Source organism: Aquabacterium fontiphilum (assembly GCF_009909205.1).
In the GTDB taxonomy this organism is placed as follows: Bacteria; Pseudomonadota; Gammaproteobacteria; order Burkholderiales; family Burkholderiaceae_C; genus Aquabacterium; species Aquabacterium fontiphilum.
Map to the genome: position 1 here is coordinate 1 of NZ_JAAAPN010000014.1, position 22,216 is coordinate 22,216.

Below are 22,216 nucleotides of genomic sequence, written 5' to 3' on the forward strand. Positions count from 1 at the left end.
TCAAGGACAAGCGCAAAGCGGGCCAGATCAAGGCCAGGAACAACTGATGTGATGAGCGCCCAGGTGGGTCACTTTTACTCCGACGACAACATCGGAAAGTGGGTCAGTTTTAAACCGACGTTGACACTTAATTCAGGCGTTAGGCTCTCTGGAGACAGGCACCATAGCCACACCCCCTCCCTCAACAAACCAAAATCCTCATACTTATGTTCTCCACTGCCAAAAGAAATTCACTGCGCTGGATTTGTACAACTCTTCTAATCATCGCCAGCGCAGCCAATGGACAAACCACGAACACAAGTCGTGCCGAGTCACAGCAACTAATGAACGCAGCCCTTCCATTCGCCGAGCAAATGCTTGAAAAGCACGGGGAGTTCTTTCCTTATGGGCAGGCCCTGAACACAGACGGGAAAATCGTTTCTGTAGCGGGACACTCTGAGCAACAGCAGACACAGTCTTCAGAGATGATGCAAATCATTAAATCAGGATTCATCCAAGGTGCAAAATCAGGTCAATACAAAGCCACCGCCCTGGTGTAGACGTGAGAGTGACGGTACCATCAACCGGCAAAAAATCTGATGCAATCGCGATTTCGCTCAATCACAAAGACGACTACTCAGTAATCGTGTACTTCCCCTACAAAATCGAAGCCGGGAAAGTCACCTTTGGGGAACTTTTCGCAATGCGCGGCGAAAATGATATATTCACGAAATGATGCAAACCCAGATGCTCAACGAACGGGGCAAAATCCCGGTCGCAGTAAAGCAAAGGTAGATCGTCCTCGATACACCGAGTGGCGATCATGACGCCGTGGCTCGCGCGTTTGCGCGCTTGGCACACGGTCATGGAAAGGCGAGTATGTTCAGCCACATCATGGTCGGATCCAACGACCTCGAGCGCTCAAAGCGTTTTTACGACGCCGTGTTGGGCATCCTGGGAGCAGGCGAACCCGTGCGCAACCAGGCACCCAGCGGCCACATGCGGCTCTTCTACCGGCATGATGGCAGCACGTTCTGCGTGGTGGAGCCCATCAATGGAGAGCCCGCCACCTTTGCCAATGGCGGCACCATTGGGTTCAAGTGTCAGTCGCCTGAACAGGTGCAGGCCTTCCATGACGCGGCGGTCGCGAACGGTGGCGAGTCGATCGAGGACCCTCCAGGCTTGCGCCAAGGTGGGCTGGGCGCGATGCATCTTGCCTATGTTCGGGATCCGGACGGCAATAAGCTCTGCGCGCTGTATCGCGTGAAGTAACCCTGATCTGTCGGTATGGCCCGCCTGCGCGTAAGCTGCGCAGATGTCCACCGAGACACTGTCCGATCTCCTCGCCGCAGTGCGGGCATGCACCGCGTGTGAGGCATATCTGCCCGCCGGCCCGCGGCCCGTATTGCAGGTGAACCCGGCCGCGCGCTTGCTGATTGCGGCGCAGGCCCCGGGTCGCAAGGTTCACGCAACGGGGGTGCCGTTCGACGACGCCAGCGGAGAGCGTCTGCGTGAGTGGCTGGGTCTGACGCGCGAAACCTTTTACGATGCGCGTCAGGTCGCCATTCTGCCCATGGCCTTTTGCTATCCCGGGCGGGGCCGTTCTGGAGACCTGCCGCCTCGACCGGAGTGTGCGGTGCGCTGGCGCGCGCCCCTGCTGGCGCAGCTCGTGCAAGTGCGTCTCACGCTCGTGATCGGCCGGTATGCGCTGCGCTACCACCTGCCTGAGTTGGCGCAGCGGTCCTTGACTGACGTCGTCGAACAGGGCCTCGGCGCGTCATGGCCCGACGTGGTGCCGTTGCCTCACCCGAGCCCAAGAAACAACATCTGGCTCAAGCGCCACCCTTGGTTCGAATCGCAGCTTCTGCCCGCCTTGAGGCCGCTCGTCCAACAAGCGCTGAACGGGCGGCCGCCAAGCACGCACGCTTGCCCCCGTCAACGTACCTGAACGCGCTCGCGTTCTCCCATGTCTTTCGGCGGCTCTCCTGTGACGACCGCCTTCGCCATTTCATACAAGCGAACCAGCTTGCTGTTGGGCGCGTCCCAGTAATCGGCATGGGTGATGCGCACGCGAACCAGCGCCACATCGGGATCGTCTGGTCCGTCCGGGAACCAGGCCTCATTGGCTTTGTTCCACAGCAGCCGCTTGCGGGAAGGGTCGTCCACCAGGCTGGCCACACCGGACACCGATACGTACGACTGGTCTTGCGGTTCGGCAAATGACACATTGACCTGCGCTTCACGCTGCAGATCGGCCACCGGCTCCTTGCTGTGCGACATGAAGTACCACAAGGACTCGTCTGCGTCGATCTCGCGGTTCTGCAAGGTCATGGGGCGCGCATGCAGGTGGCCGTTGGGGTGACGGGTGGTGAACATGCCAAAGCGGATGTCACGGATCAGTTCCCAGAGCTTGGCGCGCGGCGATTCGGTCGATTCGGTCATGTTGATCCTCTCAGGTCAGGGTGGCCTGGAGAGCGGCAAGCCGCGTTCCTGCGTGAGGCTGCAGTCCTTGATCTTCCTCAATCGCTGAAACGGAATAATTACCGACACTGCCGTCAGGAGGACACCGATGACAGACCACACAAACGCCCACCTCTGGATCGCGGGCGGCGGCATCGCGGGCATGGCGGCGGCCGCCTTTGCCATTCGGGACGCGGGATTCCCCCCCGCGCACATCCACATCCTGGAGCAGCTCGACATACAGGGGGGATCGATGGACGGCGCGCCGTCGCCAGCCCAGCGGGACGGTTGGGTCACGCGAGGTGGTCGCATGCTGGAAGAAGAGGCTTACCAGTGCACCTGGGATCTCTTCTCGGGCATTCCTTCGTTGGACAGTCCGGGTCTGTCGGTACGAGAGGAGATCCTTGCCTTCAACGAGCGCGTTCGCACAGAAGCCAAAGCCCGCTTGATCGATGCAGACCACCGCATCCTCGACGCCGCCCACTATGGCTTCAACTCGCAGGACCGGCTCGAAATGACGCGCCTTCTGGCGCTGCCGGAGTCCGCGCTGGGGGCCCGGCGCATCCAGGATCTTTTTGGTGACCACTTCTTCAGCACCCACTTCTGGCAGATGTGGCGCACCACCTTCGCGTTTCAGAAGTGGCACTCCGCTGTGGAACTGCGGCGCTACTTCATCCGCTTCATTCAGGAGTTCAGCCGCATCCACACGCTCTCCGGGGTCCGGCGGACGGTGTACAACCAGTACGATTCGATGATCGTGCCACTGCAACAATGGCTGCTGGCTCAAGGCGTGGATGTGCGCTTTGGCGTGAAGGTGGTCGATGCGGATTTCGCCACGGCCAGCGACACGCAAGCGCGCCGTGTCACTACCCTGCACATGCAGTCGGCGCGCACACGGGATCAGATCCAGCTGGCTGAGGGCGACTTGGCCTTGTTCACTCTGGGCTCGATCACGGCAGACACATGCTACGGCGGCAACGATGATGTACCGCCTCTGATACGCGACCGGCGCGACGGTAGCTGGGCACTGTGGGAGGCCTTGTCGCGCAAGGCGCCGGACTTTGGCAATCCGATCGCTTTCTGCGGCAATGTGGACGAGCACAAGTGGGAGTCGTTCACCCTCACGATGCACAGCGACACGCTGCTCAAGCGGATCGAGGCCTACACCGGAAACGCGCCGGGAACCGGCGCGCTCATGACCTGGATCGACTCGGGCTGGCACTTGTCCATCGTGGTGCCACATCAGCCCCACTTTCGCGACCTGCCGCAGGGCACCTACACGCTATGGGGTTATGGTTTCGAGATCGATCAACACGGTGACTACATTCGCAAGAAGATGTGCGAGGCCACCGGTCAGGAGATCCTGGAAGAGTTGGTCAGGCAGCTGGGCTTCGATGACATCCTTGACGAGGTGCGCGCCAACACGGATGTGACGACGGTGATGATGCCCTATGCATCGGCCTTGTTTGCTTGCCGGAGCACAGGCGACCGGCCCAAGGTGGTGCCTGATCGCGCCGAGAACTTTGGTTTCCTGGGCCAGTTCACCGAATTGCCTGAGGACGTGGTGTTCACGGTGGAGTACTCGATCAGAGGGGCGATGCACGCCATCTACACGCTGCTGAACGTTGATCGGCCCCTGCCGGCGATATACCATGGCCTGCTTGACCCGAAGGTCGGCATGCAGGCCCTGCGTGCCGCCTTCCAATGACATCATTTGACACGACCGCATGACCGGCCCCACCCCCGCCTTCTGGCAAGAACGATTCGAGACCGCCCAGACCGGCTGGGATCGTGGCGCCGCCAGCCCGCAGCTCGTGGCCTGGCTGGACGACGGCACGCTGGCCCCTTGCCGCATTGCCGTACCGGGCTGCGGGGCAGGCTGGGAGGTGGCGGAGCTGGCTGCGCGCGGCTTTGACGTCACGGGGCTGGATTACACGCCCGCCGCTGTCGCACGCGCGCGCGAGCGTTTGGCCAACGGCGGGTTGAGCGCCCGGGTCGAGCAGGCCGATGTGCTGGTGTACCAACCATCTGCCCCGTTCGATGCCATCTATGAGCAGACCTGCCTGTGTGCCATCCACCCCGACCACTGGGTACAGTACGCTGCCCAACTGCATGCCTGGCTGCGCCCCGGCGGCAAGCTGCTGGCCCTGCTGATGCAACGGCTGCGACCTGGCGCGAGCGAGCAGGGGCTCATTGAAGGCCCGCCCTATCACTGCGACATCAACGCCGTGCGAGCACTGTTTCCCCAGTCGCACTGGGTGTGGCCCAAGCCGCCCTACCCCCAGGTCAAGCATCCGTCTCTCTCGCACGAGCTGGCCGTGGTGCTCACCCGGCGGTGAGCGGCGGTCACGTGCAATGCGATGCCGTTGCATTGCACATCATGAGCGATCGCTTCAGTTAGGCACCTTCAGGGCAGCGATTTCCGCCCTCAGTGCGGGCGCCGCCGCACTATCGTGATGGCATCGTGATTTTCTGCCGCGCGGCCCGCCCCCGCGGCCTTGTTGCCATGTCACGCCTGATCCGCCCCTTGCTGCTAGGCCTCTTGTGCACAGCCAACCACTCCGGCTTTGCTCAAGAGCCGCTGACCACCTCACATCCAGAGCGCCTGGCCGTGGTCAGCGCCGCGCGACAAGCCATGACCGCCGATCTGCCGCCCGCGGAAAGGGTCAGCCTCCGCAAGGTGTGGACCAGCGGTCAGGCGGCTTATGTCTGCGCGGTTCGCACGGACGCGCAGGGGCAACCACTGATGAAGCAGGGTGACCAGTTGCTGGAGCGGGTCGTGTTGCGGCGCGCAGGCCAGAGCTGGCAGGTGCAACGCACTGAACGGCTTGCCGCACCGCCCACCGTTCCGATGGATGCGGCGTGCGGGCAACGGGCCACGGCCGATGTGGTGGTGGCTGCGGCCATCCAGGCCATGGAAGCCAATCCGCCCGGCGCCGGCCGACCCTCTGCGGCGCCCTCCGAGGCGAGCGGCGGGCTGGCAGGCGTGGTGTCGGCCGCCGGCCGCACGCTGCTGCACGATGCGCCTGACCTGGGCGCCCGCATGGGCAAGCATCTGGTTGGCGGCGACAAGGTGCGCATCGAGGCGCAGCGCCCGGGATGGACCCGCGTGCGCTACACCCACCCGATCACCGGAGTGGTGACCGTCGGCTGGGTGGTCAGCCACCGCGTCAAGTCGACCGAGGTCAAGGCAGCGGACAGCTGAGCCCGCAGCAAGCCCTTACACGTCGACTTCGACCGCGTCGCCGTACAGCTCCATGAGCTCACGGCGCGAAGCAGCCTCGCCCTTGCCCATCAGCTTGGTGAAGGTGGTCTGGGTGGACTCGAAGCCCGGCTCACCATAGGCTACCGGCAAGAGGCGACGCGTCTCGGGATTCAGCGTGGTCTCCCACAACTGCTCGGCGCTCATCTCGCCCAGGCCCTTGAATCGGCTGATCGTCCACGCGCCTTCGCGGCACCCCTCCTTGCGAAGCTTGTCCAGAATGGCGGTCAGCTCGGCCTCGTCCAGCGCATAGAGCTTGGCAGCCGGTTTCTTGCCGCGCGCGGGCGCGTCAACCCGGAACAGCGGCGGGCGGGCAATGCACACGTGACCGGCTTCGACCAGCTTGGGAAAGTGGCGGAAGAACAGCGTCAGCAGCAGCACCTGGATGTGCGAGCCGTCCACATCGGCGTCCGACAGGATGCAGATCTTGCCGTAGCGCAGGCCGGACAGATCGGGCGTGTCGTCGATGCCATGCGGATCGACGCCGATGGCCACCGAGATGTCGTGGATCTCATTGTTCTTGAACAGCAGGTCACGCTCGACCTCCCAAGCGTTGAGCACCTTGCCGCGCAGGGGCAGGATGGCCTGGGTTTCCTTGTCTCGGCCCATCTTGGCGCTGCCGCCGGCCGAGTCGCCCTCGACAAGGAACACCTCGTTGAAGGCCAGGTCGCGGCTTTCGCAATCGGTGAGCTTGCCCGGCAGCACGGCCACGCCCGAGCTCTTCTTTTTCTCAATCTTCTGGCCGGCGCGCTGGCGAGCCTGCGCCTGCTTGATGACCAGCTCGGCCAGCTTCTTGCCGTAATCAACGTGCTGGCTCAGCCACAGTTCCATGGCAGGCTTCACATAGGTGCTGACCAGGCGCAGCGCGTCGCGGCTGTTGAGTCGCTCTTTGGTCTGGCCCTGGAACTGCGGATCGAGCACCTTGGCGCTCAGCACAAAGCTGGCGCGGCTGAACACGTCATCCGGCATGAGCTTGACGCCCTTGGGCAGCAGCGCATGCATTTCGATGAAGCCCTTGACGGCGTTGAACAGGCCATCCTTGAGACCGGACTCGTGGGTGCCGCCGGCCACGGTGGGGATGAGGTTGACGTAGCTTTCGCGAACGGGGCTGCCGTCTTCGGTAAAGGCCACGCACCAGGCCGCGCCCTCGCCCTCGGCAAAGTTTTCGGTCTCGCCCTCTTCGGCGTAATGCTCGCCCTCGAACAGCGGAATGATCGGGTCGACCGGCAGCGTCTGGGTCAGGTAATCACGCAGACCGCCCTTGTACAGCCAGGTTTGAACCTCTGCGTCCTTGCCCTGCTTCTCGATGGTCAGGGTGATGGTCACGCCTGGCATCAACACGGCCTTGCTGCGCAACATGTGCACCAGCTCGGCCCGAGGCAGCTCGGCACTCTCGAAGTACTTGGCATCGGGCCAGACGCGCACGGTGGTGCCCTGCTTGCGATCGCCGCTGGACGCGGGGCGCACGCTCACCGGCTCGATCACATCCCCGCCGCCGAAGGCGAGCGTGGCGACCTGCTTGTCGCGGCACACCATGACCTGCAGCCGCGTGGACAGCGCATTGGTCACGCTGACGCCCACGCCATGCAGGCCGCCCGAGAAGCTGTAGGCGCCACCCGAGCCTTTGTCGAACTTGCCGCCCGCGTGCAGGCGGGTGAACACAATCTCGACCACGGGCACGCCCTCTTCCGGGTGCAGACCGAAGGGAATGCCGCGGCCGTCGTCTTCGACGCTGATGGAGCCGTCTCGGTGGAGCGTGACGCCAATGCGCTTGCCATGGCCGGCCAGGGCCTCATCGGCCGCGTTGTCGATGACCTCCTGGATGATGTGCAGCGGGTTGTCCGTGCGTGTGTACATCCCGGGGCGTTGCTTGACGGGCTCCAGGCCCTTGAGCACGCGGATGGAGGCCTCGCCGTAACCGGCGGGCTGGGTGGATTTGGAGGCGGGCTTGGCAGACATGGCGCCGATTCTAAGGAATCGGCGCGGCACCACGCGGAATCACTGGAACTGCGCCAGCATGCGCTCGATGGCCATGGTCAGCGGCGCCTGCATCAGCGGCAAGGTCAGCCACAGGCCGGTCAGACCCGCCGCCAGGGTCAGCGGAAAGCCGACCGAGAACACGTTCATCTGGGGCGAGACCCGCGAGATCAGGCCCATCACCATGTTCACGAGGATCAGCATGGAAACCACTGGCAGCGACACCCACACGCCCAGCTTGAACAGCTCAGCCCCCCAGACATGAGGCTGCACGCTGCTGAGGAAGGCCAGCGGCTCGGGAGAGACCGGGAACACGGTGAAGCTGTGCAGCACCACACCGGTGAGCATCAGATGGCCGTTCATGACCACGAACAGCCAGGAGGCCGTGGTGCCGTAGAAGCGGCTGACCGAAGTGATCTGGCCACCGGCGATCGGGTCGAAGAACATCGCGAAGTTCAAACCCATCTGCAGGCCCACGATTTCGCCGGCGTACTCGATGGCGGCAAACACCACGCGCGCGGCGAAGCCAATGGTCAGGCCAATGAGCACCTGCTGGAGGATGACCATCACCGCCTCGGGCGAGTTCAAGGCAATGGGCGGAGGCTCGGGCAGGCCGGGTTGGGCCGCCATCACGATGAGCAGGGCCAAGCCGATGCGCACGCGCCGCGGCACCACTCGCATCGAGATCACCGGGGCCGTCGTGAACAGGCCCAGCACCCGGAAGAAAGTCCAGAACCATGGCGTGAGCCACGCCATGACCTGGGCTTCGGTGAAGGTCACCATGGGCCAGCCGCCGGTTTCAGGTCACGACCTGGGGGATCGACTGCAAGACCTTCTGGATGTAATCCACCAGGGTCGACAGCATCCAGGGGCCGGCGATGCCCAGCGTGGCGAAGGCGGCCAGCAGCTTGGGTACGAACGACAGCGTCTGCTCGTGGATCTGCGTGGCCGCCTGGAACACGCTGACGATGAGGCCGACCGCCAGGACCACCAGCAGGATGGGCAGACAGATGCTCAGCAGCGTGAGCAACCCATCGCGGGTGATGGTGAGAACCTGTTGGGGATCCATGGGCGTACCTACTGAACAAAGCTGGCGGCCAGCGAGCCCAGCAGCAGGTTCCAGCCATCGGCCAGCACGAACAGCATGAGCTTGAAGGGCAAGGCGACCATGACCGGCGACAGCATCATCATCCCCAGGCTCATGAGCACACTGGCCACAATCATGTCGATGACCAGGAAGGGGATAAAGATGAGAAAGCCGATCTGGAAGGCCGATTTCAGCTCACTGGTCACAAACGCCGGTACCAGCACGCGGAAAGGCACGGTTTCGGGCCGCACCTCGCCTTCGACCTTCGCCAACTGGGCGAACAGTTGCAGATCGGATTGGCGGGTCTGGCGCAGCATGAACTCACGCATGGGCACCTGTCCGCGCTCCAGTGCAGTGGTGAAATCGATCTCGTTGGCCGAGAAGGGCTGGTAGGCCTCTTTGTAGACGCGGTCGAGCGTGGGGCCCATGACGAACAGCGTCAGGAACAGCGACAGCCCGACAATGACCTGGTTGGGCGGCGCGGTGGGCGTGCCCAGGGCCTGCCGCATCAGGCTGAGCACGATGACGATGCGGGTGAAGCCCGTCATCATCAGCAGCACAGCCGGCAAAAAGCTCAGCGCGGTGAAGAACAGCAGGGTCTGGATGGGGACCGAGTAGCTCGTGCCACCGGCGCCCTGCCCCACCAGCAAGGGCAAGGTGGGTGATGGGGCCACTGGCGTCTGGGCCACCGCAGCGGTGGCGGCCAGACCGAGCGTCAACAGCAAGGCAAGCGAGCGAGGCATCATGAGCGCCCCTTGTCGCCACCTTGGCGCATGTGCTGGAGCAGCGCGGCAAAACCCGGCTGTGGCGCCGCTGCAGGCGCCTCGGCCTGGGGCGGCAGGGTGTGCAGCGTCTGGATGCTGTGCGCGGTGACGCCCAGCACGAGCCACGTGCGGTGTTCGCCTTCGCCCACCTCGACGGTGACGATGCGCTGGCCCGGCCCGATGGCGTGCTGCGCAATGGTGCGCATGCCACCAGCCTGGCCCATGCGCCCTTGCGCCATGCCCGAGCGCTTGAGCACCCACAGGCTGACGGGAATCAGCGCCAGCACCACGAGAAACCACATGACCATCAGGCCAAGGGACGGAGACTGGCTCATTCAACCACCCTTGCTCAGGCGACGCATGCGCTCGGACGGCGTGACGATGTCGGTCAGGCGGATGCCGAACTTGTCATTGACCACCACCACCTCGCCCTGCGCGATCAGAAAACCATTGACCAGCACGTCCATGGGCTCACCGGCAAGGGCATCCAGTTCCACCACCGAACCCTGGGCCAGTTGCAGGATGTTCTTGATCGGGATGCGCGTGCGGCCCAGCTCCACCGTGAGCTGCACGGGGATGTCCAGGATCATGCTGATGTCGTTGCCCGCCGTCGGCGCGGTGGCAGGGCCGAAATTGGCAAAGGCCGCCGGCGTCATCTGGGGCGCGGCGTCGGTGACCTCCTGCGCGGCCTGGGCAAAGGGGTCGGCCCCGCCCGCGCTCGGGGAGGAGGCCTGCTGAGCCAGCGCCGCTTCCCACTCGGCGGCCATGGCGTCCTGCTCGGAGGCGCCACCTTCAGGGGGAAACTCGGCTGCGGTATCAGACATTGTGTTCTCCAAGCCAGCTGGTGTTGCCGGTCGTCAGCAGTTTCTCGACGCGCAAGGCGTATTTGTTGTTGGTGGTGCCGTAGTAGCACTCGAACACCGGCACCCCGTCGACCTTGGCCTGGATGATCTTGTCCAGATCCAGCTCGATGAAATCACCTGGCTTGAGCGCCAGCAGCTGCTCGACGGTGGCCGGGGCATGGGCCAGCTCGGCCACCAGCTCGACCTCGGCAGACTGGATCTGCTGCGTCAACAACTTGACCCAGCGGCGATCGGGTTCGGCCGAGTCGCCCTGGATGGACGAAAACAGGATGTCCCGAATAGGCTCGAGCGTCGCATACGGAATGCAGATGTGGATGGTGCCGCTGGTGTCGCCAATCTCCAGCGTGAACGAGCAGCACACGACGATCTCACTGGGCGTGGCCACTGTGGCGAACTGGGGCTGCATCTCCGAACGCTGGTAGTCCAGCTCGACAGGGTAGATGCCGTGCCAGGACTTCTTGTACTCCTCGGTGATCACGTCAACGAGGCGGCGGATGATGCGCTGCTCGGTGGCGGAGAAGTCGCGGCCCTCGATGCGGGTGTGAAACTTGCCAGCGCCACCGAACAAGGCGTCGATCACCGCAAACACCAGCGTGGGCTCGCACACCACCAGCCCCGAGCCGCGCAGCGGACGGATGGCCATGATGTTGAAGTTGGTGGGCACGACGATCTCGCGCAGGAAGGCGCTGTACTTCTGCACCTTGATGCCGCCCACCGATACCTCGGGCGACTTGCGGATCAGGTTGAACAGGCCGATGCGGATGTTGCGGGCGAAACGCTCGTTGATGATCTCCATCGTGGGCATGCGCCCACGCACGATGCGTTCCTGCTGTGCCAGGTTGTAGTCGCGGATGCCCTCTTTGGGCACATCCTCTTGCTCCAGCTTCTGGCTTTCGCCCGTGATGCCTTGCAAGAGCGCATCGACTTCGTCTTGGGAAAGGATCTGCTGGTTCATCGACGGACCGTTCTCGCGCCCTGCGGCGCATCAACGAGGCTCACTGGATGATGAAGTTGGCGTAATGGACGTGGGTGATGGGGTTGTACGACTCGACCTTCTTGCGCTTGCGCTTCTTCTTTGGCGCATCTTCAGGCTCTTCTTCCTCGGGATCCTCGATCTCGTAGCCCATGGCCCGCGCGGCTTCGCGCGAGATCTCGTCGGCCAGCTTTGTCTTGCCTTCGGGCGTGAGCAATTCGGGTGCCGTCTTGTGCGACAGGATCAACAGCACGGCATTGCGGATGGCCGGCATGTATGCCTTGATCTCTTCTGCGGTCTTGGGGTTGTCGATCTGCAGCGTGATGCCCACCTGAGCAAAGCGCTCGACGTCGCGGTCAGCCAGATTGACGATGAACGGATCGAGGGGGACAAAGGTAGGGGGAGCGCCCTTGTCCTTGGGGGCAGGCGGCGCGGCCTTCTTGCGCGCAGGGGCTTCGTCGGCCAGTTCCGCGTCATCGCCTTCGGCGGCCTCGTCGTGCCCCCCCTTCATCAACATGAAGGCTCCGACGCCACCACCAATGAGCAGGACGCTGAGCACGGCAGCGATGATGATGATCAGTTTCTTCGAGCCCTTCTTGGGGGCTTCGCCTTGGGCCGCAGCGGGGGCAGCTGACATGGTCACTCTCCAGGTATTCGGCGAAACGGCAAGGCTTCCCTGCCGTGTTCATGTGGCCATTATTGAAAGTCAGCAGTTGGCGCAATGAAGCGATAAACGACGCGAAAGCCTTGTGATTTCGCGCCGCTGTGACTTTTTGCTCAGGCGTACAGATCCAGGCCATTCAGACCAGCCCGCACCGGACGGATGTCCGATGACTCGGCGGGCTGCTCGCCCGCAGCGGATTCAGCCGAGGCGGCGTCGGCACGGGAGGCGTCCGACTGCGCCGCAGCCTGACCACCCTGCTGACCGCCGTTGGCGAACTGCGACATCACCTGCCCGCCAGCCAGACTCAAGCCGACATCGTCCAGTGCCCGAGACAGCTGTTGGAGGCTGGCCTCAATGGCCTGCCGGGTTTCGAGCGTGGTGGCGGCAAAATCGACGCGGGCCAGTTGCCCATCCACGGCGATCTTGACGTTGATGGGGCCCATGTCAGCCGGATTGAGATGCAGTTCTGCCGTCATGGGACCGTCGGCGCGCGCACTGCCCACCCAGACAGTGACCTGATCGGTCAGCGCCTGACTGAACTGTGGGCTGCCAGGAGCCGGACTCAAGGATGCGCTCGAATGCCGTGCACCCACGGCTTCACCCAGCACGCCGGCAAAGGCACCGGGACGCGCTGATGCCAGCGAGGCCTCCGAGGTGCGGGACTCGGTGAGTTGCACGCCGGCTTGCTCGTCGACCGCCTCCATCGCCAGCTCCAGGGTGTCGTCAGCGGCTGCGGCCTGAAGGGCCTCGGCACCCGAAGGCGCTCGCGCGGCGGCGCCGCCGAACCACCCAGCCAGGCCACCGGCATCCTGACCGGTACCGGTTCCCGTGCCGCTGAGATCCACTGCGGCGCCTGCGCCGGCCCCCTCGCTCCCAGCGAGCGACGCGGCCGCATCGGCGGGCAGATCGCCCTGGGTGAGTTGCGCCAGCCAGTTCATCATGCCCACGGCGTCACCGGGCTCGATGCTGGCCGGCGGTGTCAGTTCACGAACCCACGCCACCCCCTCACCCTGCCCTGTGGCGAAGGCTGCGCGGCGCACAGCGGCATCGCTGCCCTCCTGACTCGATGTCTCGTCAGATGCGTCCGCCGTCGATTTGTCCGCCTGCTCGGCCTTGCGCGACTCATCGCCTCGCGACGCCGGACGCTCAGGCCCTTGTGACCGGGCCTGCGCCTCGGTCGGCTTGGGCGGGGCGGCCGGCTTGACCTGATTGGCCATTCGGGCCTTGGCCAGTGCCTGCTCAGTCAGCCGCTGGGTCAGTGCACGGCTGGCCGGATCGGCCGCTTGGGCGGCCGCCTTGGCCACTGGCCGACTCGGCTGAGGTGCGGCTTGAGATGGCCCCTGCCGGTACTGGGCCACCATGCTGGAGAAGTCCATCGAGCCACCGCCGCCCGACGACGTGCTGCCGTTGCCCATGCGCGACAACACATCCTGAAGCGCGCTGACAGCACTGACGGCATTGGTGCCGCCTTTTCCGGCGGAAGCAGACTGGAATGGCGTGGTCATGACGACGTCCCCTTTCGAGGCCCACGGGGCCCATCAGAACGAAGCCAGTTTCTCGCTTTCCCCGGAGCCGAATCCCGCAGATAAACGGGGGGTTCTGGCCGCGATTTCATCGGTCGCCTTCTGCTCTTGTCGGCGCTCGCGGCCCTTGATCTCCTCGTGGCGACGATCGATCAGCTGTGACACCGCTGCCACCCGACGCTCGCGTTCAACCAGTTCGCGGCGGCACCGCTCCGCGTGCACGCGAGCCATCTCGACACGACGCTCCTGTTCGGCCTGCGCCTCGGAGAGCCGCGACATGAAATCCTGATAGCAGCGCACGATCTCTACACCGCCGGACTGCTGAAACTGCCGCTGCCAGCGTTGCTGGTATTCCCTGCGCCAGTCAGCCAGCGACTGTAGCTGCTGCCGCGCGGCCTCCAGTTGGCGCTGCCCCCCTTCCATCACGGCCAGGGCCTCGTCGCGCGCCTTCTCGGCGGCCTCCAGGACCAGAAACAGGGGTTGCAGGGCACTCATGAAACTTCAACTCCGTGACGCAGCGTCACATTCAGACACATCATGAACCGACCACGCGGTGAAGGGCATCGGTGCTTTCGATGAGCATGGCCGGCTCGTGCATGCCCTGCTGCAGCAGGCGAACCATTTCGGGATAAACGCGCACGGCCTGATCCAGCTCATGGTCCTGCCCAGGCACATAGGCGCCCAGCTGGATCAGATCTTTGGCCTTGCTGTAGCGTGACCAGAGCTGGCGGAACCGGCGGGCATCGTCGGTATGAATGGCATCGACCACGTTGTGCATCACGCGGGAAGCTGACCGTTCGATGTCGATTGCGGGGAAGTGTCCAGACTCTGCCAGATCGCGTGACAGCACGATGTGGCCATCCAGGATGGCGCGCGCGGCGTCGGCAATCGGATCCTGCTGGTCGTCACCCTCGGACAACACGGTGTAGAACGCGGTGATCGAGCCCCGGCCATTGAGGCCATTGCCGCTGCGCTCCACCAATTGAGGCAGCTTGGCAAAACACGAGGGCGGGTAGCCCTTGGTCGCGGGCGGCTCACCAATGGCGAGCGCGATCTCCCGTTGCGCCATCGCATAGCGCGTGAGCGAGTCCATGAGCAACAGCACATGCAGGCCCTGATCACGGAAGTGCTCGGCGACGGCCGTCGCGTAACTCGCGCCCTGCATGCGGGTCAGCGGGGGCGCGTCCGCAGGGGCGGCCACCACGACCGAACGCGCCAGGCCGTCCTCGCCGAGGATGTCTTCGATGAATTCCTTGACCTCGCGGCCGCGTTCGCCGATCAGACCCACGACGATCACGTCGGCCTGGGTGTAGCGCGCCATCATGCCCAGCAGCACGGATTTGCCGACGCCAGAGCCCGCGAACAGACCGATGCGCTGGCCGCGGCCCACGGTGAGCATGGCATTGATGGCGCGCACACCGGTGTCCAGCGGCTGACGCACCGGGTCGCGCTCCATCGCGTTGATCGGACGCCGCGCCAGGGGCTCGCTGCGCACGTGGTGCAAGGGGCCCTTACGGTCCAGGGGTTCACCTTGGGCATTGACGACCCGCCCCAGCAAGCCGCTGCCAATCGGCAGGTGGCGTGTGCGGTCTTCGCTGCGGCGCCAGGGGTGGTTCGGGCGCCCCAGCACCGGCGCATTGACCGGCAGCGTACGCGGCACCACACGGGCACCGCTTGACAAGCCATGCACCTCGGCTGTCGGCATGAGGAAGGCGCGGTCGCCGGTGAAACCCACGACTTCGGCCAGCACCGGCGTGGATTCCAGCCGGGTTTCCGAGTGAATCTCGCAGACGGCACCCACGGGCAACCTGAGGCCCGTGGCCTCCAGCACCAACCCAGCCACGCGCACCAGCTTGCCCTGGTTCTCGAGCTGGATGGGCGTGCTGGCGCAGGCATCCAGGTCGTCCAGAAAGCGCATCCATTGGTCCATCGCCACGTCGTGACGGGCGCGAATCGGCATGTTCATGCGTTGTCTCCGGCGGATGCACGGCTCGCGTCATCGTCCATCCATTCCTCGCCCTCGACCAAGTCTTCCGGCAGGGGCACGTCCGGCCCATCCAGCGACTCACGCCCGGCCTGCCAGCTCGAACGCTGGCCAAGTGACGCTGCGGCACGCTCCCATCGCGCCTCGACGGTGGCATCCACCGTGGCGATGTCCGACTCGACCACACATCCACCGCGGGTCAGGCCAGCATCGGGCAAGAGGCGCACACCGCGGGCACCCAACGATTCCGACAACTGCGCCTGCACGAGGGCGTGATCTTCAGGGTGCAGGCGCAACACGATCTGGCGGGCCGAAGACAGCAGCGCGCCCAGCGCCTGCTCGGCTACCTCCACCACGTGCTCGGGATGCTGCTGCACCTCGGCTCGCACCACCTGGCGCGCCAGCTCCAGCGCCACGCGCGCCACGCGGCCCGCCAGCTGCTGCTCCAGCGCCTCCAGCCGGTGGTGCAGGTCCGCCACGAGGCCGCCCACCTGGTCGCTCATGAAGGCGGCCATCTGCGCGGCCTGCGTTTGCTTGTAGCTTTCCAGCGCGGCCAGGCCGTTGCGGTAACCGTCCTGATAGCCGCTTTGCCGGGCCTCCTGCACCATGGCGGCCATCTCGGCCTCAGTCGGGCCCGCGGGCTGGGCGGCCTGTTGAGAGGGCGGCGGCGGGGTCTGACCGGGTACGCCGCCTACGACCGGACGAGCTGCCTTGGCAGCGGCCTTCGGCGCCGCGGCGGCACCTGGCGCAGGCTGAGCGCCCATGGCCTGCTGTGCATGCTTGGCACCAGCACTGCCCTTGGGCACCGGCCGGATCTCGGCCGCTGCGCGCTCGGCCAGCGTCGGCTTGCGCACTCCTCCGACCTCCGGCGTCTTGGCGGCCGGCTCGAAGGTCTCGAGGTTCCAGGCTGACACGGTGCCCAGTTCCTCGCGCGGGATGAAGCGGGTGTACGGGTTGTTGCCGCCCGGCGGATTCGACTTGTTAGACGTAGTCATCGTCGCCTCCGCTGCTCAGCACGATCTGGCCTTCGTCCGCCAGTCGGCGCACGATCTTGAGCATCTCCTTCTGCTCGGCCTCCACCTCGGACAACTTGACAGGCCCGCGGCTTTCCAGGTCTTCGCGCAGCGTTTCGGCGGCGCGCGAGGACATGTTCTTGAACACCTTCTCGCGGATCTCGGGCGAGGCGCCCTTGAGGGCGATGATGAGCGACTCGGTCTGGACTTCCTTGAGCATGGTCTGGAAGCCCTTGTCGTCGAGCTTGATCAGGTCGTCGAAGGTGAACATGTTGTCCATGATCTTCTGCGCCAGATCGCCATCGGCCTCGCGGATGTAGTCGAGGATAGAGGTCTCCACGCTCGAGCCCATGAGGTTGATGATCTCGGCTGCCGGCTTGACGCCACCCAGCGACGACTTGCGGATCTGCGAACCGCCTGCCAGCACGCGCGACAGCACCTCGTTGAGGTCCTTGAGCGCGCTGGGCTGGATGCCGTCCAGCGTGGCAATGCGGATCATCACCTCGTTGCGGTGTCGATCGGAAAACGCCTTGAGCACGCCGGAAGCCTGGTCCGGATCAAGATGGACGAGGATGGCGGCCACGATCTGCGGGTGCTCATTGCGCAGGAGCTCCGCCACAGAGACCGGATCCATCCACTTCAGGCTCTCGATGCCGGTGATGTCGCTGCCCTGGATGATGCGGTCGATCAGCAGGTTGGCCTTGTCTTCGCCCAGCGCCTTGCGCAGCACGGCTTTGACGTACTCGTCCGTGTCGGCCACCAGTACACCCAGCTCCGAAGACTCTTTCGAGAAACGCTCGAGCACGCTCTCGATGCGCTCTTGCTTGACGGTCTTGAGCTTGGCCATGGTCTCGCCCAGCAACTGGACCTCCTTGGGCTCCAGGTGGCGGAACACTTCGGCTGCCTCTTCCTCGCCCATCGACATCAGCAGGATGGCGGCGTCTTCCAGACCTTTCTCGTCCATGTCGACTTACCTTGCTCAGTTGTTCATCCAGCCGCGCACCACGTTGGCCATGGCCACCGGGTTCTCTTTGGCCAGGCGCCGGGCCAGCTCGAGGCGACCGTCCGCCCCGGGGGCCTCCAGCGCCTGCAGCGGCTGACCGTCCGGCCCCACGACCTCGCTGGCGGTGCCTGACAGTGCCGGCAACTCCTGGGGATCGTCCACCACGGCGCGCAGCTTGTTGGCTTCCTCTGGCGACGGCTGTGGCCGCGCAGCCTGGATGGCCGGGCGAATCGCGCCGAACACCACGATCAACGCAGCCAGCGTCAGCGCAGCCGGCACGGCGATCGTGCGGATCAGATCCATCGTCTCGGGTTGCTGCCACAGAGGCACCGTCACGGGCTCTTCCTTGACCACCTGGAACGGCGCGGTCACCAGCTTGATCGAGTCGCCACGCTTGTCATCGGCGCCGATGGTCTCGCGCACCAGCGAGGTCAGCTTCTCGATTTCTTCATCCGACAGCGGCTCGGTGGTGGTCTTGCCCTTGGCATCGGTCTTCGTACGGTGATTCAGCACCACGGCAGCCGTCAGGCGCTTGATGTTGCCGCTGGCGTTGCGCGTGACGCGCACGGTGCGGTCGACTTCAAAGTTGGTGACCGACTCCCGGCGCGACGTGCCGCCCGCGCCCGCTGCGCCCTGCCCGGCAGCCTGCATTTGCTGGGCCTGGCCGTTGACCGGCGCCTGGGCCGGAACGGGCGGCTGATTGGTGGCCGCGCCCGGCACGCCGGTGGCCGCGGCCGCACCCTGACCAACCTGCTCGCTGGTCTGCTGGCTGCGCACCGTGGCAGGCGCATCGCCCTGGTTCGGGCGGAATTCCTCGGCCGTGGATTCGATCTGCGAGAAGTCGACCTCGGCCGTGACCTGGGCACGCAGGTTGTCGGCCCCGACGACCGGCTCCAGGATGTCTCGGATGCGCTGCGTGTAGGCGCTTTCGATCTGGCGCACGTACTGCAGTTGCTTGGCGTCCAGTGCCCCCTGATCGGCGGCATCCTGCGGGCCGGACAGCAGGCTGCCGCTCTGGTCCACCACACTGACCGCCTTGGTAGACATCTCCGGCACGCTCGACGATACCAGATGCACGATGCCGGCCACCTGGCTGCGGTCCAGGCTTCGGCCGGGGAACAAGGTCAACACCACCGATGCCGAAGGCTTTTGCTGCTCGCGGAAAAAGCCGTTCTGGTTGGGCAAGGCCAGATGCACGCGGGCCGACTGAACGCCGGCCAACGCCTGAATCGAGCGCGTGAGCTCGCCTTCCAGACCACGCTGGAAGTTCAGCCGCTCCTGGAACTGGGTGACGCCGAACTTCTGGGTCTCCATCAGTTCGTAACCCACCACCGAGCCCTTGGGCAGGCCCTGTGAGGCCAGGCGCAGGCGCACGTCATGCACCCGGTCAGCCGGCACCAGGATGGCGCCGCCGCCCTCGGCGTGCTTGTAGGGCACCTGCATCTGCTGCAGCTGCGCCAGGATGGCCCCGCCATCCTTGTCAGACAGGTTGGAGTACAGCACACGGTAGTCGCCCTGGCGCGACCACATCATCATCGTCACAAAGATGGCCAACAAGGCCAGCACCCCACCGGCCAGCAGCATCTTGCGCTGCATCGGCAGGGCCATCACACGCTGCGCGAAACCGGCAGGCGCCTCCGTCACCACCGCGGAGGGAGTGGCCGGCACAACGACAGATTGAGGGGAAGCGACAGTGACATCCATGGGCGGTCTGGCTGGAGGGCCGCGCATCGTGACACCACGATGCCGCAAACCCGCTGCAACGAGCCCATTATTCGGAGTCTGGCCGGGCAAAAGTGCCGGAAACAGCCCGAGAAATGCCGAGTTCTTTCCGGCATCGGGGGTCCAGCGTTTGCATACAGTGCGGCTCATGGGGAGAAGGCTCCCCGCCCTTCGAGCTTATCGGCCCATGGACGTCAAACTAAAGCCCTTCAACTTCGCCGAAGCCGCCGCACGCGCCGGCATGGCGGATGTGGCCCGACGTGTCGAGGCCCAGACGCGCGTGGCACCCGGTCAGGCAGGCCAGGCCGTTGAAAAAGGCTCGTTCCAGACCAGCTTCTCCAAAGCGCTGGGAGACATCAGCAAGGCGCAAGGCGCCGCGCAGGCCATGCAACGCGAGGTGCAGTTCGGCAACCCCACCGTCAGCCTCGAAGAGACGATGATCGCCATGCAGAAGGCATCGCTCGGCTTCCAGTCTGCCCTGCAGGTGCGCAACAAGCTGGTTCAGGCCTACACGGATATCATGAACATGCAGGTGTGAGCGGCACGGCAGGTCGCGGCGTTCAGCCTGGTGCGAACGCTTGCCTGAAAGTTGCTGCATGACACCCACATCGTCCCACCTGCCCACGCGGCAGATGCTGCTGTGTTGCGCCCTGGTGGTCACCCTGTCCATGGGCATCCGGCACGCGTTCGGCCTGTGGCTGACACCCATCACCATGGCCCATGGCTGGAGCCGGGAAGACTTCTCGCTGGCCATGGCGATTCAAAACCTGGTCTGGGGCGCAGCTGGCCCGATCGTCGGCTGGTGGGCAGACAAACGGGGCGCCTACCGCGTGCTCTGGCTGGGCGGCGCCCTCTACGGTCTCGGGCTGGCCGGGATGGCGCTGGCCCAGCACACCCTGCCCTTCCTGCTCAGCACGGGGGTGGTCATTGGCCTGGCCCAGGCCTGCACCACCTACGCAGTGCTCTACGGCATCATCGGGCGCAACATTGACCCGGGGCAGCGCGCCTGGGCCATGGGGATCACCGCCGCGGCCGGCTCTTTTGGCCAGTTCCTGATGGTGCCTCTGGCCAGCGGCCTGATCCAGACCGTGGACTGGTCGAATGCGCTGCTGATGCTGGGCGCGCTGGCGCTGTTGATCGGCCCGCTGGCGCTCGGTCTGCGTGAGCAGAGCCCGGCCAGCCGCACCGCCGGGGCGGCCCAGGGCAGCCACAACGAACCCCTGGCCGCCGGTGCGGCGTTGCGCGAAGCCTTCGGTCACCGCGACTTCATGCTGCTGACGGCCGGCTACTTCGTGTGCGGGTTCCAGCTGGCCTTCATCGGCGTACACCTGCCCAGCTACCTCAAGGACCATCAGCTCTCGCCCCAGGTGGCCACCACGGCCCTGGCGCTCATCGGCCTGTTCAATGTGCTGGGCACGTACGCCTCGGGCGTGCTCGGTCAGCGGCTGCGCAAGACCTGGATGCTGTCGGGCATCTACTTCGGCCGCGCCGTGGCCATGCTGGCCTTCATCGCCGCCCCGCCCACAGCGTGGAGCGTGGCCATCTTTGCCTCGGTGATGGGGGCCTTGTGGCTGTCAACCGTGCCGCCCACCAACGCTGTCGTCGCACAGATGCTGGGCGTGCGCCACCTGTCGATGCTGGGCGCCACCGTCTTCTTTTCGCATCAGATCGGCTCATTCACCGGCGTGTGGCTGGCAGGCCACCTGTATGACGCCACGGGCAGCTACCAGTGGGTGTGGTGGCTGGCGGTGGCGCTTGGCCTGCTGGCTGCCGCGCTGAACCTGCCCATCCAGGAGAACCGCCCGCCTGCACGGCGGGTGGTCACGGCATGAGCCCCCGACGTCGCACCGTCTGGCTGTGGCGCCTCATAGCGGCCATCGCGCTGGCCTTGGTCGGGACGCTGTATCTGCAGCCGCAGTTCATCATGGACGTGGGCCTGCAGCTGTGGCGTTGTCTGTGAGCGTCAACCGCCATGACGGCCACCCGCCCCCTGTTCGCGCTGCCCCTGAGGCAGAGGCCCCGCCGAAGAAACTAGAATGGCCGGATCGAAGGAAGCACCATGACAAGCATTTTCGGCAGCATCGTCGCATTGGTCACCCCCATGCACGAAGACGGCAGCGTCAACTACGACCAGCTGCGTCAACTGATTGACTGGCACATCGCAGAAGGCACCAACTGCATCGGCGTGGTCGGCACCACGGGCGAGTCGCCAACCGTGTCGGTCGAAGAACACTGCGAAATCATCCGCGTGGCCGTGCAGCAGGCTGCTGGGCGCGTGCCGGTGATGGCCGGGGCTGGCGCCAACTCCACCCGCGAGGCCATCGAACTCACCGAGTACGCCAAGAAGGTGGGCGCTGACTGCACGCTGCAGGTGGTGCCCTACTACAACAAGCCCACGCAAGAAGGCATCTACCAGCACTTCAAGGCGATTGCCGAAGCCGTCGACCTGCCCGTGGTGCTGTACAACGTGCCTGGCCGCACCGTGGCTGACATGAGCGTCGAGACCACGCTGCGCCTGGCCCAGGTGCCTGGCGTGATCGGCGTCAAGGAAGCCACCGGCAACCTCGAACGCGCGGCGTGGCTCATCAAACAGGCGCCGCAGGGATTCGGCATCTACTCAGGTGACGACCCCACCGCAGTGGCCCTGATGCTGCTGGGCGGCCACGGCAACGTCAGCGTGACGGCCAACGTGGCGCCGCGCGGCATGGCCGATCTGTGCAAGGCCGCCATGGCCAAGGATGCGGCGCGCGCGGTCGAGCTGCACATGCAGCTGCTGCCGCTGCACAAGCACCTCTTCTGTGAACCCAACCCGATTCCGGTCAAGTGGGCCCTGGCTCGCATGGGCCGGATCGGTGGTACGCTGCGCCTGCCCCTGACGCCGCTGTCGCCTGCGGCCCAGCCCGTCGTCGAGGGCGCGCTCAAGGACGCTGGCGTCCTCTGAG

Annotated in this window: 25 protein-coding genes; 10 read left to right on the plus strand and 15 right to left on the minus strand. The window is 65.0% G+C overall.

The annotated features are described in order from the left end of the window. Positions 1-206 precede the first annotated feature (206 nt). The 3 genes from GTZ97_RS14970 to GTZ97_RS14985 all read left to right on the plus strand — a co-directional run bounded on the left by GTZ97_RS14970 (position 207) and on the right by GTZ97_RS14985 (position 1,927). Entirely contained in the window at positions 207-539 is a 333-nt protein-coding gene (locus GTZ97_RS14970; protein ID WP_161651505.1) for a hypothetical protein, read from the plus strand. A 319-nt stretch (positions 540-858) separates the two neighbouring features. Further along, entirely contained in the window at positions 859-1,251 is a 393-nt protein-coding gene (locus GTZ97_RS14980) for a VOC family protein (RefSeq protein ID WP_161651507.1), read from the plus strand. Between the two features lie 43 nt (positions 1,252-1,294). Next, positions 1,295-1,927: a uracil-DNA glycosylase family protein gene (locus GTZ97_RS14985; RefSeq protein WP_161651508.1), complete on the plus strand. Its 633-nt coding sequence runs from the start codon at positions 1,295-1,297 to the stop codon at positions 1,925-1,927. Here the strand turns inward: GTZ97_RS14985 and GTZ97_RS14990 are convergent. Continuing rightward, on the minus strand, positions 1,915-2,421 hold the full coding sequence (locus GTZ97_RS14990) for a pyridoxamine 5'-phosphate oxidase family protein (RefSeq protein WP_161651509.1): 507 nt from the start codon (positions 2,419-2,421) through the stop codon (positions 1,915-1,917). The two genes, GTZ97_RS14985 and GTZ97_RS14990, sit on opposite strands and share 13 nt — an antisense overlap. Before the next feature lie 97 nt (positions 2,422-2,518). Between GTZ97_RS14990 and GTZ97_RS14995 the strand changes: the two genes are divergently transcribed. From GTZ97_RS14995 to GTZ97_RS15005, 3 genes are all read left to right on the plus strand, one after another. Next, positions 2,519-4,147: an oleate hydratase gene (locus GTZ97_RS14995; protein ID WP_330863626.1), complete on the plus strand. Its 1,629-nt coding sequence runs from the start codon at positions 2,519-2,521 to the stop codon at positions 4,145-4,147. A gap of 19 nt (positions 4,148-4,166) precedes the next feature. Beyond that, positions 4,167-4,778 (plus strand): methyltransferase domain-containing protein, encoded by a 612-nt coding sequence (locus GTZ97_RS15000; RefSeq protein WP_161651511.1) that lies wholly within the window; start codon positions 4,167-4,169, stop codon positions 4,776-4,778. A gap of 167 nt (positions 4,779-4,945) precedes the next feature. Then, positions 4,946-5,644, plus strand: a complete 699-nt coding sequence (locus tag GTZ97_RS15005; RefSeq protein ID WP_161651512.1) for a hypothetical protein — start codon at positions 4,946-4,948, stop codon at positions 5,642-5,644. Positions 5,645-5,659: 15 nt separating this feature from the next. On the opposite strand, the gene GTZ97_RS15010 is transcribed toward GTZ97_RS15005, so the two are convergent. The 14 genes from GTZ97_RS15010 to fliF all read right to left on the minus strand — a co-directional run bounded on the left by GTZ97_RS15010 (position 5,660) and on the right by fliF (position 19,256). Continuing rightward, the gene (locus GTZ97_RS15010) at positions 5,660-7,660 is read right to left on the minus strand and encodes a DNA topoisomerase IV subunit B (protein ID WP_161651514.1); all 2,001 of its coding nucleotides are present in this window, start codon (positions 7,658-7,660) and stop codon (positions 5,660-5,662) included. Positions 7,661-7,699: 39 nt separating this feature from the next. Then, complete coding sequence (fliR, locus tag GTZ97_RS15015; protein WP_161651516.1) at positions 7,700-8,461, minus strand: flagellar biosynthetic protein FliR; 762 nt, start codon at positions 8,459-8,461, stop codon at positions 7,700-7,702. Positions 8,462-8,477: 16 nt separating this feature from the next. Further along, complete coding sequence (gene fliQ, locus GTZ97_RS15020; RefSeq protein ID WP_161651518.1) at positions 8,478-8,747, minus strand: flagellar biosynthesis protein FliQ; 270 nt, start codon at positions 8,745-8,747, stop codon at positions 8,478-8,480. Positions 8,748-8,755: 8 nt separating this feature from the next. After that, the gene (gene fliP / locus GTZ97_RS15025; protein ID WP_161651520.1) at positions 8,756-9,511 is read right to left on the minus strand and encodes a flagellar type III secretion system pore protein FliP; all 756 of its coding nucleotides are present in this window, start codon (positions 9,509-9,511) and stop codon (positions 8,756-8,758) included. Next, positions 9,508-9,864 carry a flagellar biosynthetic protein FliO gene (fliO, locus tag GTZ97_RS15030; RefSeq protein WP_161651521.1) on the minus strand — a complete coding sequence of 119 codons (357 nt, stop codon included), beginning with the start codon at positions 9,862-9,864 and terminating at the stop codon, positions 9,508-9,510. Before fliO ends, fliP begins: the two co-directional genes overlap by 4 nt. Further along, entirely contained in the window at positions 9,865-10,353 is a 489-nt protein-coding gene (gene fliN / locus GTZ97_RS15035; protein WP_161651523.1) for a flagellar motor switch protein FliN, read from the minus strand. Beyond that, positions 10,346-11,347, minus strand: coding sequence for a flagellar motor switch protein FliM (fliM, locus tag GTZ97_RS15040; protein ID WP_161651525.1), 1,002 nt, complete (start codon positions 11,345-11,347; stop codon positions 10,346-10,348). The genes fliN and fliM overlap by 8 nt, the downstream gene beginning before the upstream one ends. Positions 11,348-11,387: 40 nt before the next feature. Then, the gene (locus tag GTZ97_RS15045; RefSeq protein ID WP_161651527.1) at positions 11,388-12,002 is read right to left on the minus strand and encodes a flagellar basal body-associated FliL family protein; all 615 of its coding nucleotides are present in this window, start codon (positions 12,000-12,002) and stop codon (positions 11,388-11,390) included. Between the two features lie 140 nt (positions 12,003-12,142). After that, positions 12,143-13,534, minus strand: a complete 1,392-nt coding sequence (locus GTZ97_RS15050; RefSeq protein WP_161651529.1) for a flagellar hook-length control protein FliK — start codon at positions 13,532-13,534, stop codon at positions 12,143-12,145. Between the two features lie 33 nt (positions 13,535-13,567). After that, positions 13,568-14,047 (minus strand): flagellar export protein FliJ, encoded by a 480-nt coding sequence (fliJ, locus tag GTZ97_RS15055; RefSeq protein ID WP_161651531.1) that lies wholly within the window; start codon positions 14,045-14,047, stop codon positions 13,568-13,570. A 40-nt stretch (positions 14,048-14,087) separates the two neighbouring features. Further along, positions 14,088-15,518, minus strand: a complete 1,431-nt coding sequence (gene fliI / locus GTZ97_RS15060; protein ID WP_161651534.1) for a flagellar protein export ATPase FliI — start codon at positions 15,516-15,518, stop codon at positions 14,088-14,090. Continuing rightward, a complete protein-coding gene (locus tag GTZ97_RS15065; protein WP_161651536.1) occupies positions 15,515-16,531 on the minus strand; it encodes a FliH/SctL family protein in 1,017 nt (338 codons plus the stop codon). Before GTZ97_RS15065 ends, fliI begins: the two co-directional genes overlap by 4 nt. Then, positions 16,518-17,513 (minus strand): flagellar motor switch protein FliG, encoded by a 996-nt coding sequence (gene fliG / locus GTZ97_RS15070; RefSeq protein WP_161651538.1) that lies wholly within the window; start codon positions 17,511-17,513, stop codon positions 16,518-16,520. Before fliG ends, GTZ97_RS15065 begins: the two co-directional genes overlap by 14 nt. Positions 17,514-17,528: 15 nt before the next feature. After that, positions 17,529-19,256: a flagellar basal-body MS-ring/collar protein FliF gene (gene fliF, locus GTZ97_RS15075; RefSeq protein WP_161651540.1), complete on the minus strand. Its 1,728-nt coding sequence runs from the start codon at positions 19,254-19,256 to the stop codon at positions 17,529-17,531. Positions 19,257-19,461: 205 nt separating this feature from the next. On the opposite strand from fliF, the gene fliE reads away from it, so the two are divergent. The 4 genes from fliE (at position 19,462) to dapA (ending at position 22,215) form a co-directional block, all read left to right on the plus strand. Further along, positions 19,462-19,812, plus strand: coding sequence for a flagellar hook-basal body complex protein FliE (gene fliE / locus GTZ97_RS15080; RefSeq protein ID WP_161651542.1), 351 nt, complete (start codon positions 19,462-19,464; stop codon positions 19,810-19,812). A 58-nt stretch (positions 19,813-19,870) separates the two neighbouring features. Beyond that, positions 19,871-21,106, plus strand: coding sequence for an MFS transporter (locus tag GTZ97_RS15085; protein WP_161651544.1), 1,236 nt, complete (start codon positions 19,871-19,873; stop codon positions 21,104-21,106). Continuing rightward, complete coding sequence (locus GTZ97_RS16900) at positions 21,103-21,234, plus strand: hypothetical protein (RefSeq protein WP_269089939.1); 132 nt, start codon at positions 21,103-21,105, stop codon at positions 21,232-21,234. Before GTZ97_RS15085 ends, GTZ97_RS16900 begins: the two co-directional genes overlap by 4 nt. Positions 21,235-21,333: 99 nt before the next feature. Then, positions 21,334-22,215 (plus strand): 4-hydroxy-tetrahydrodipicolinate synthase, encoded by an 882-nt coding sequence (dapA, locus tag GTZ97_RS15090; RefSeq protein ID WP_161651546.1) that lies wholly within the window; start codon positions 21,334-21,336, stop codon positions 22,213-22,215. Position 22,216 lies beyond the last annotated feature (1 nt).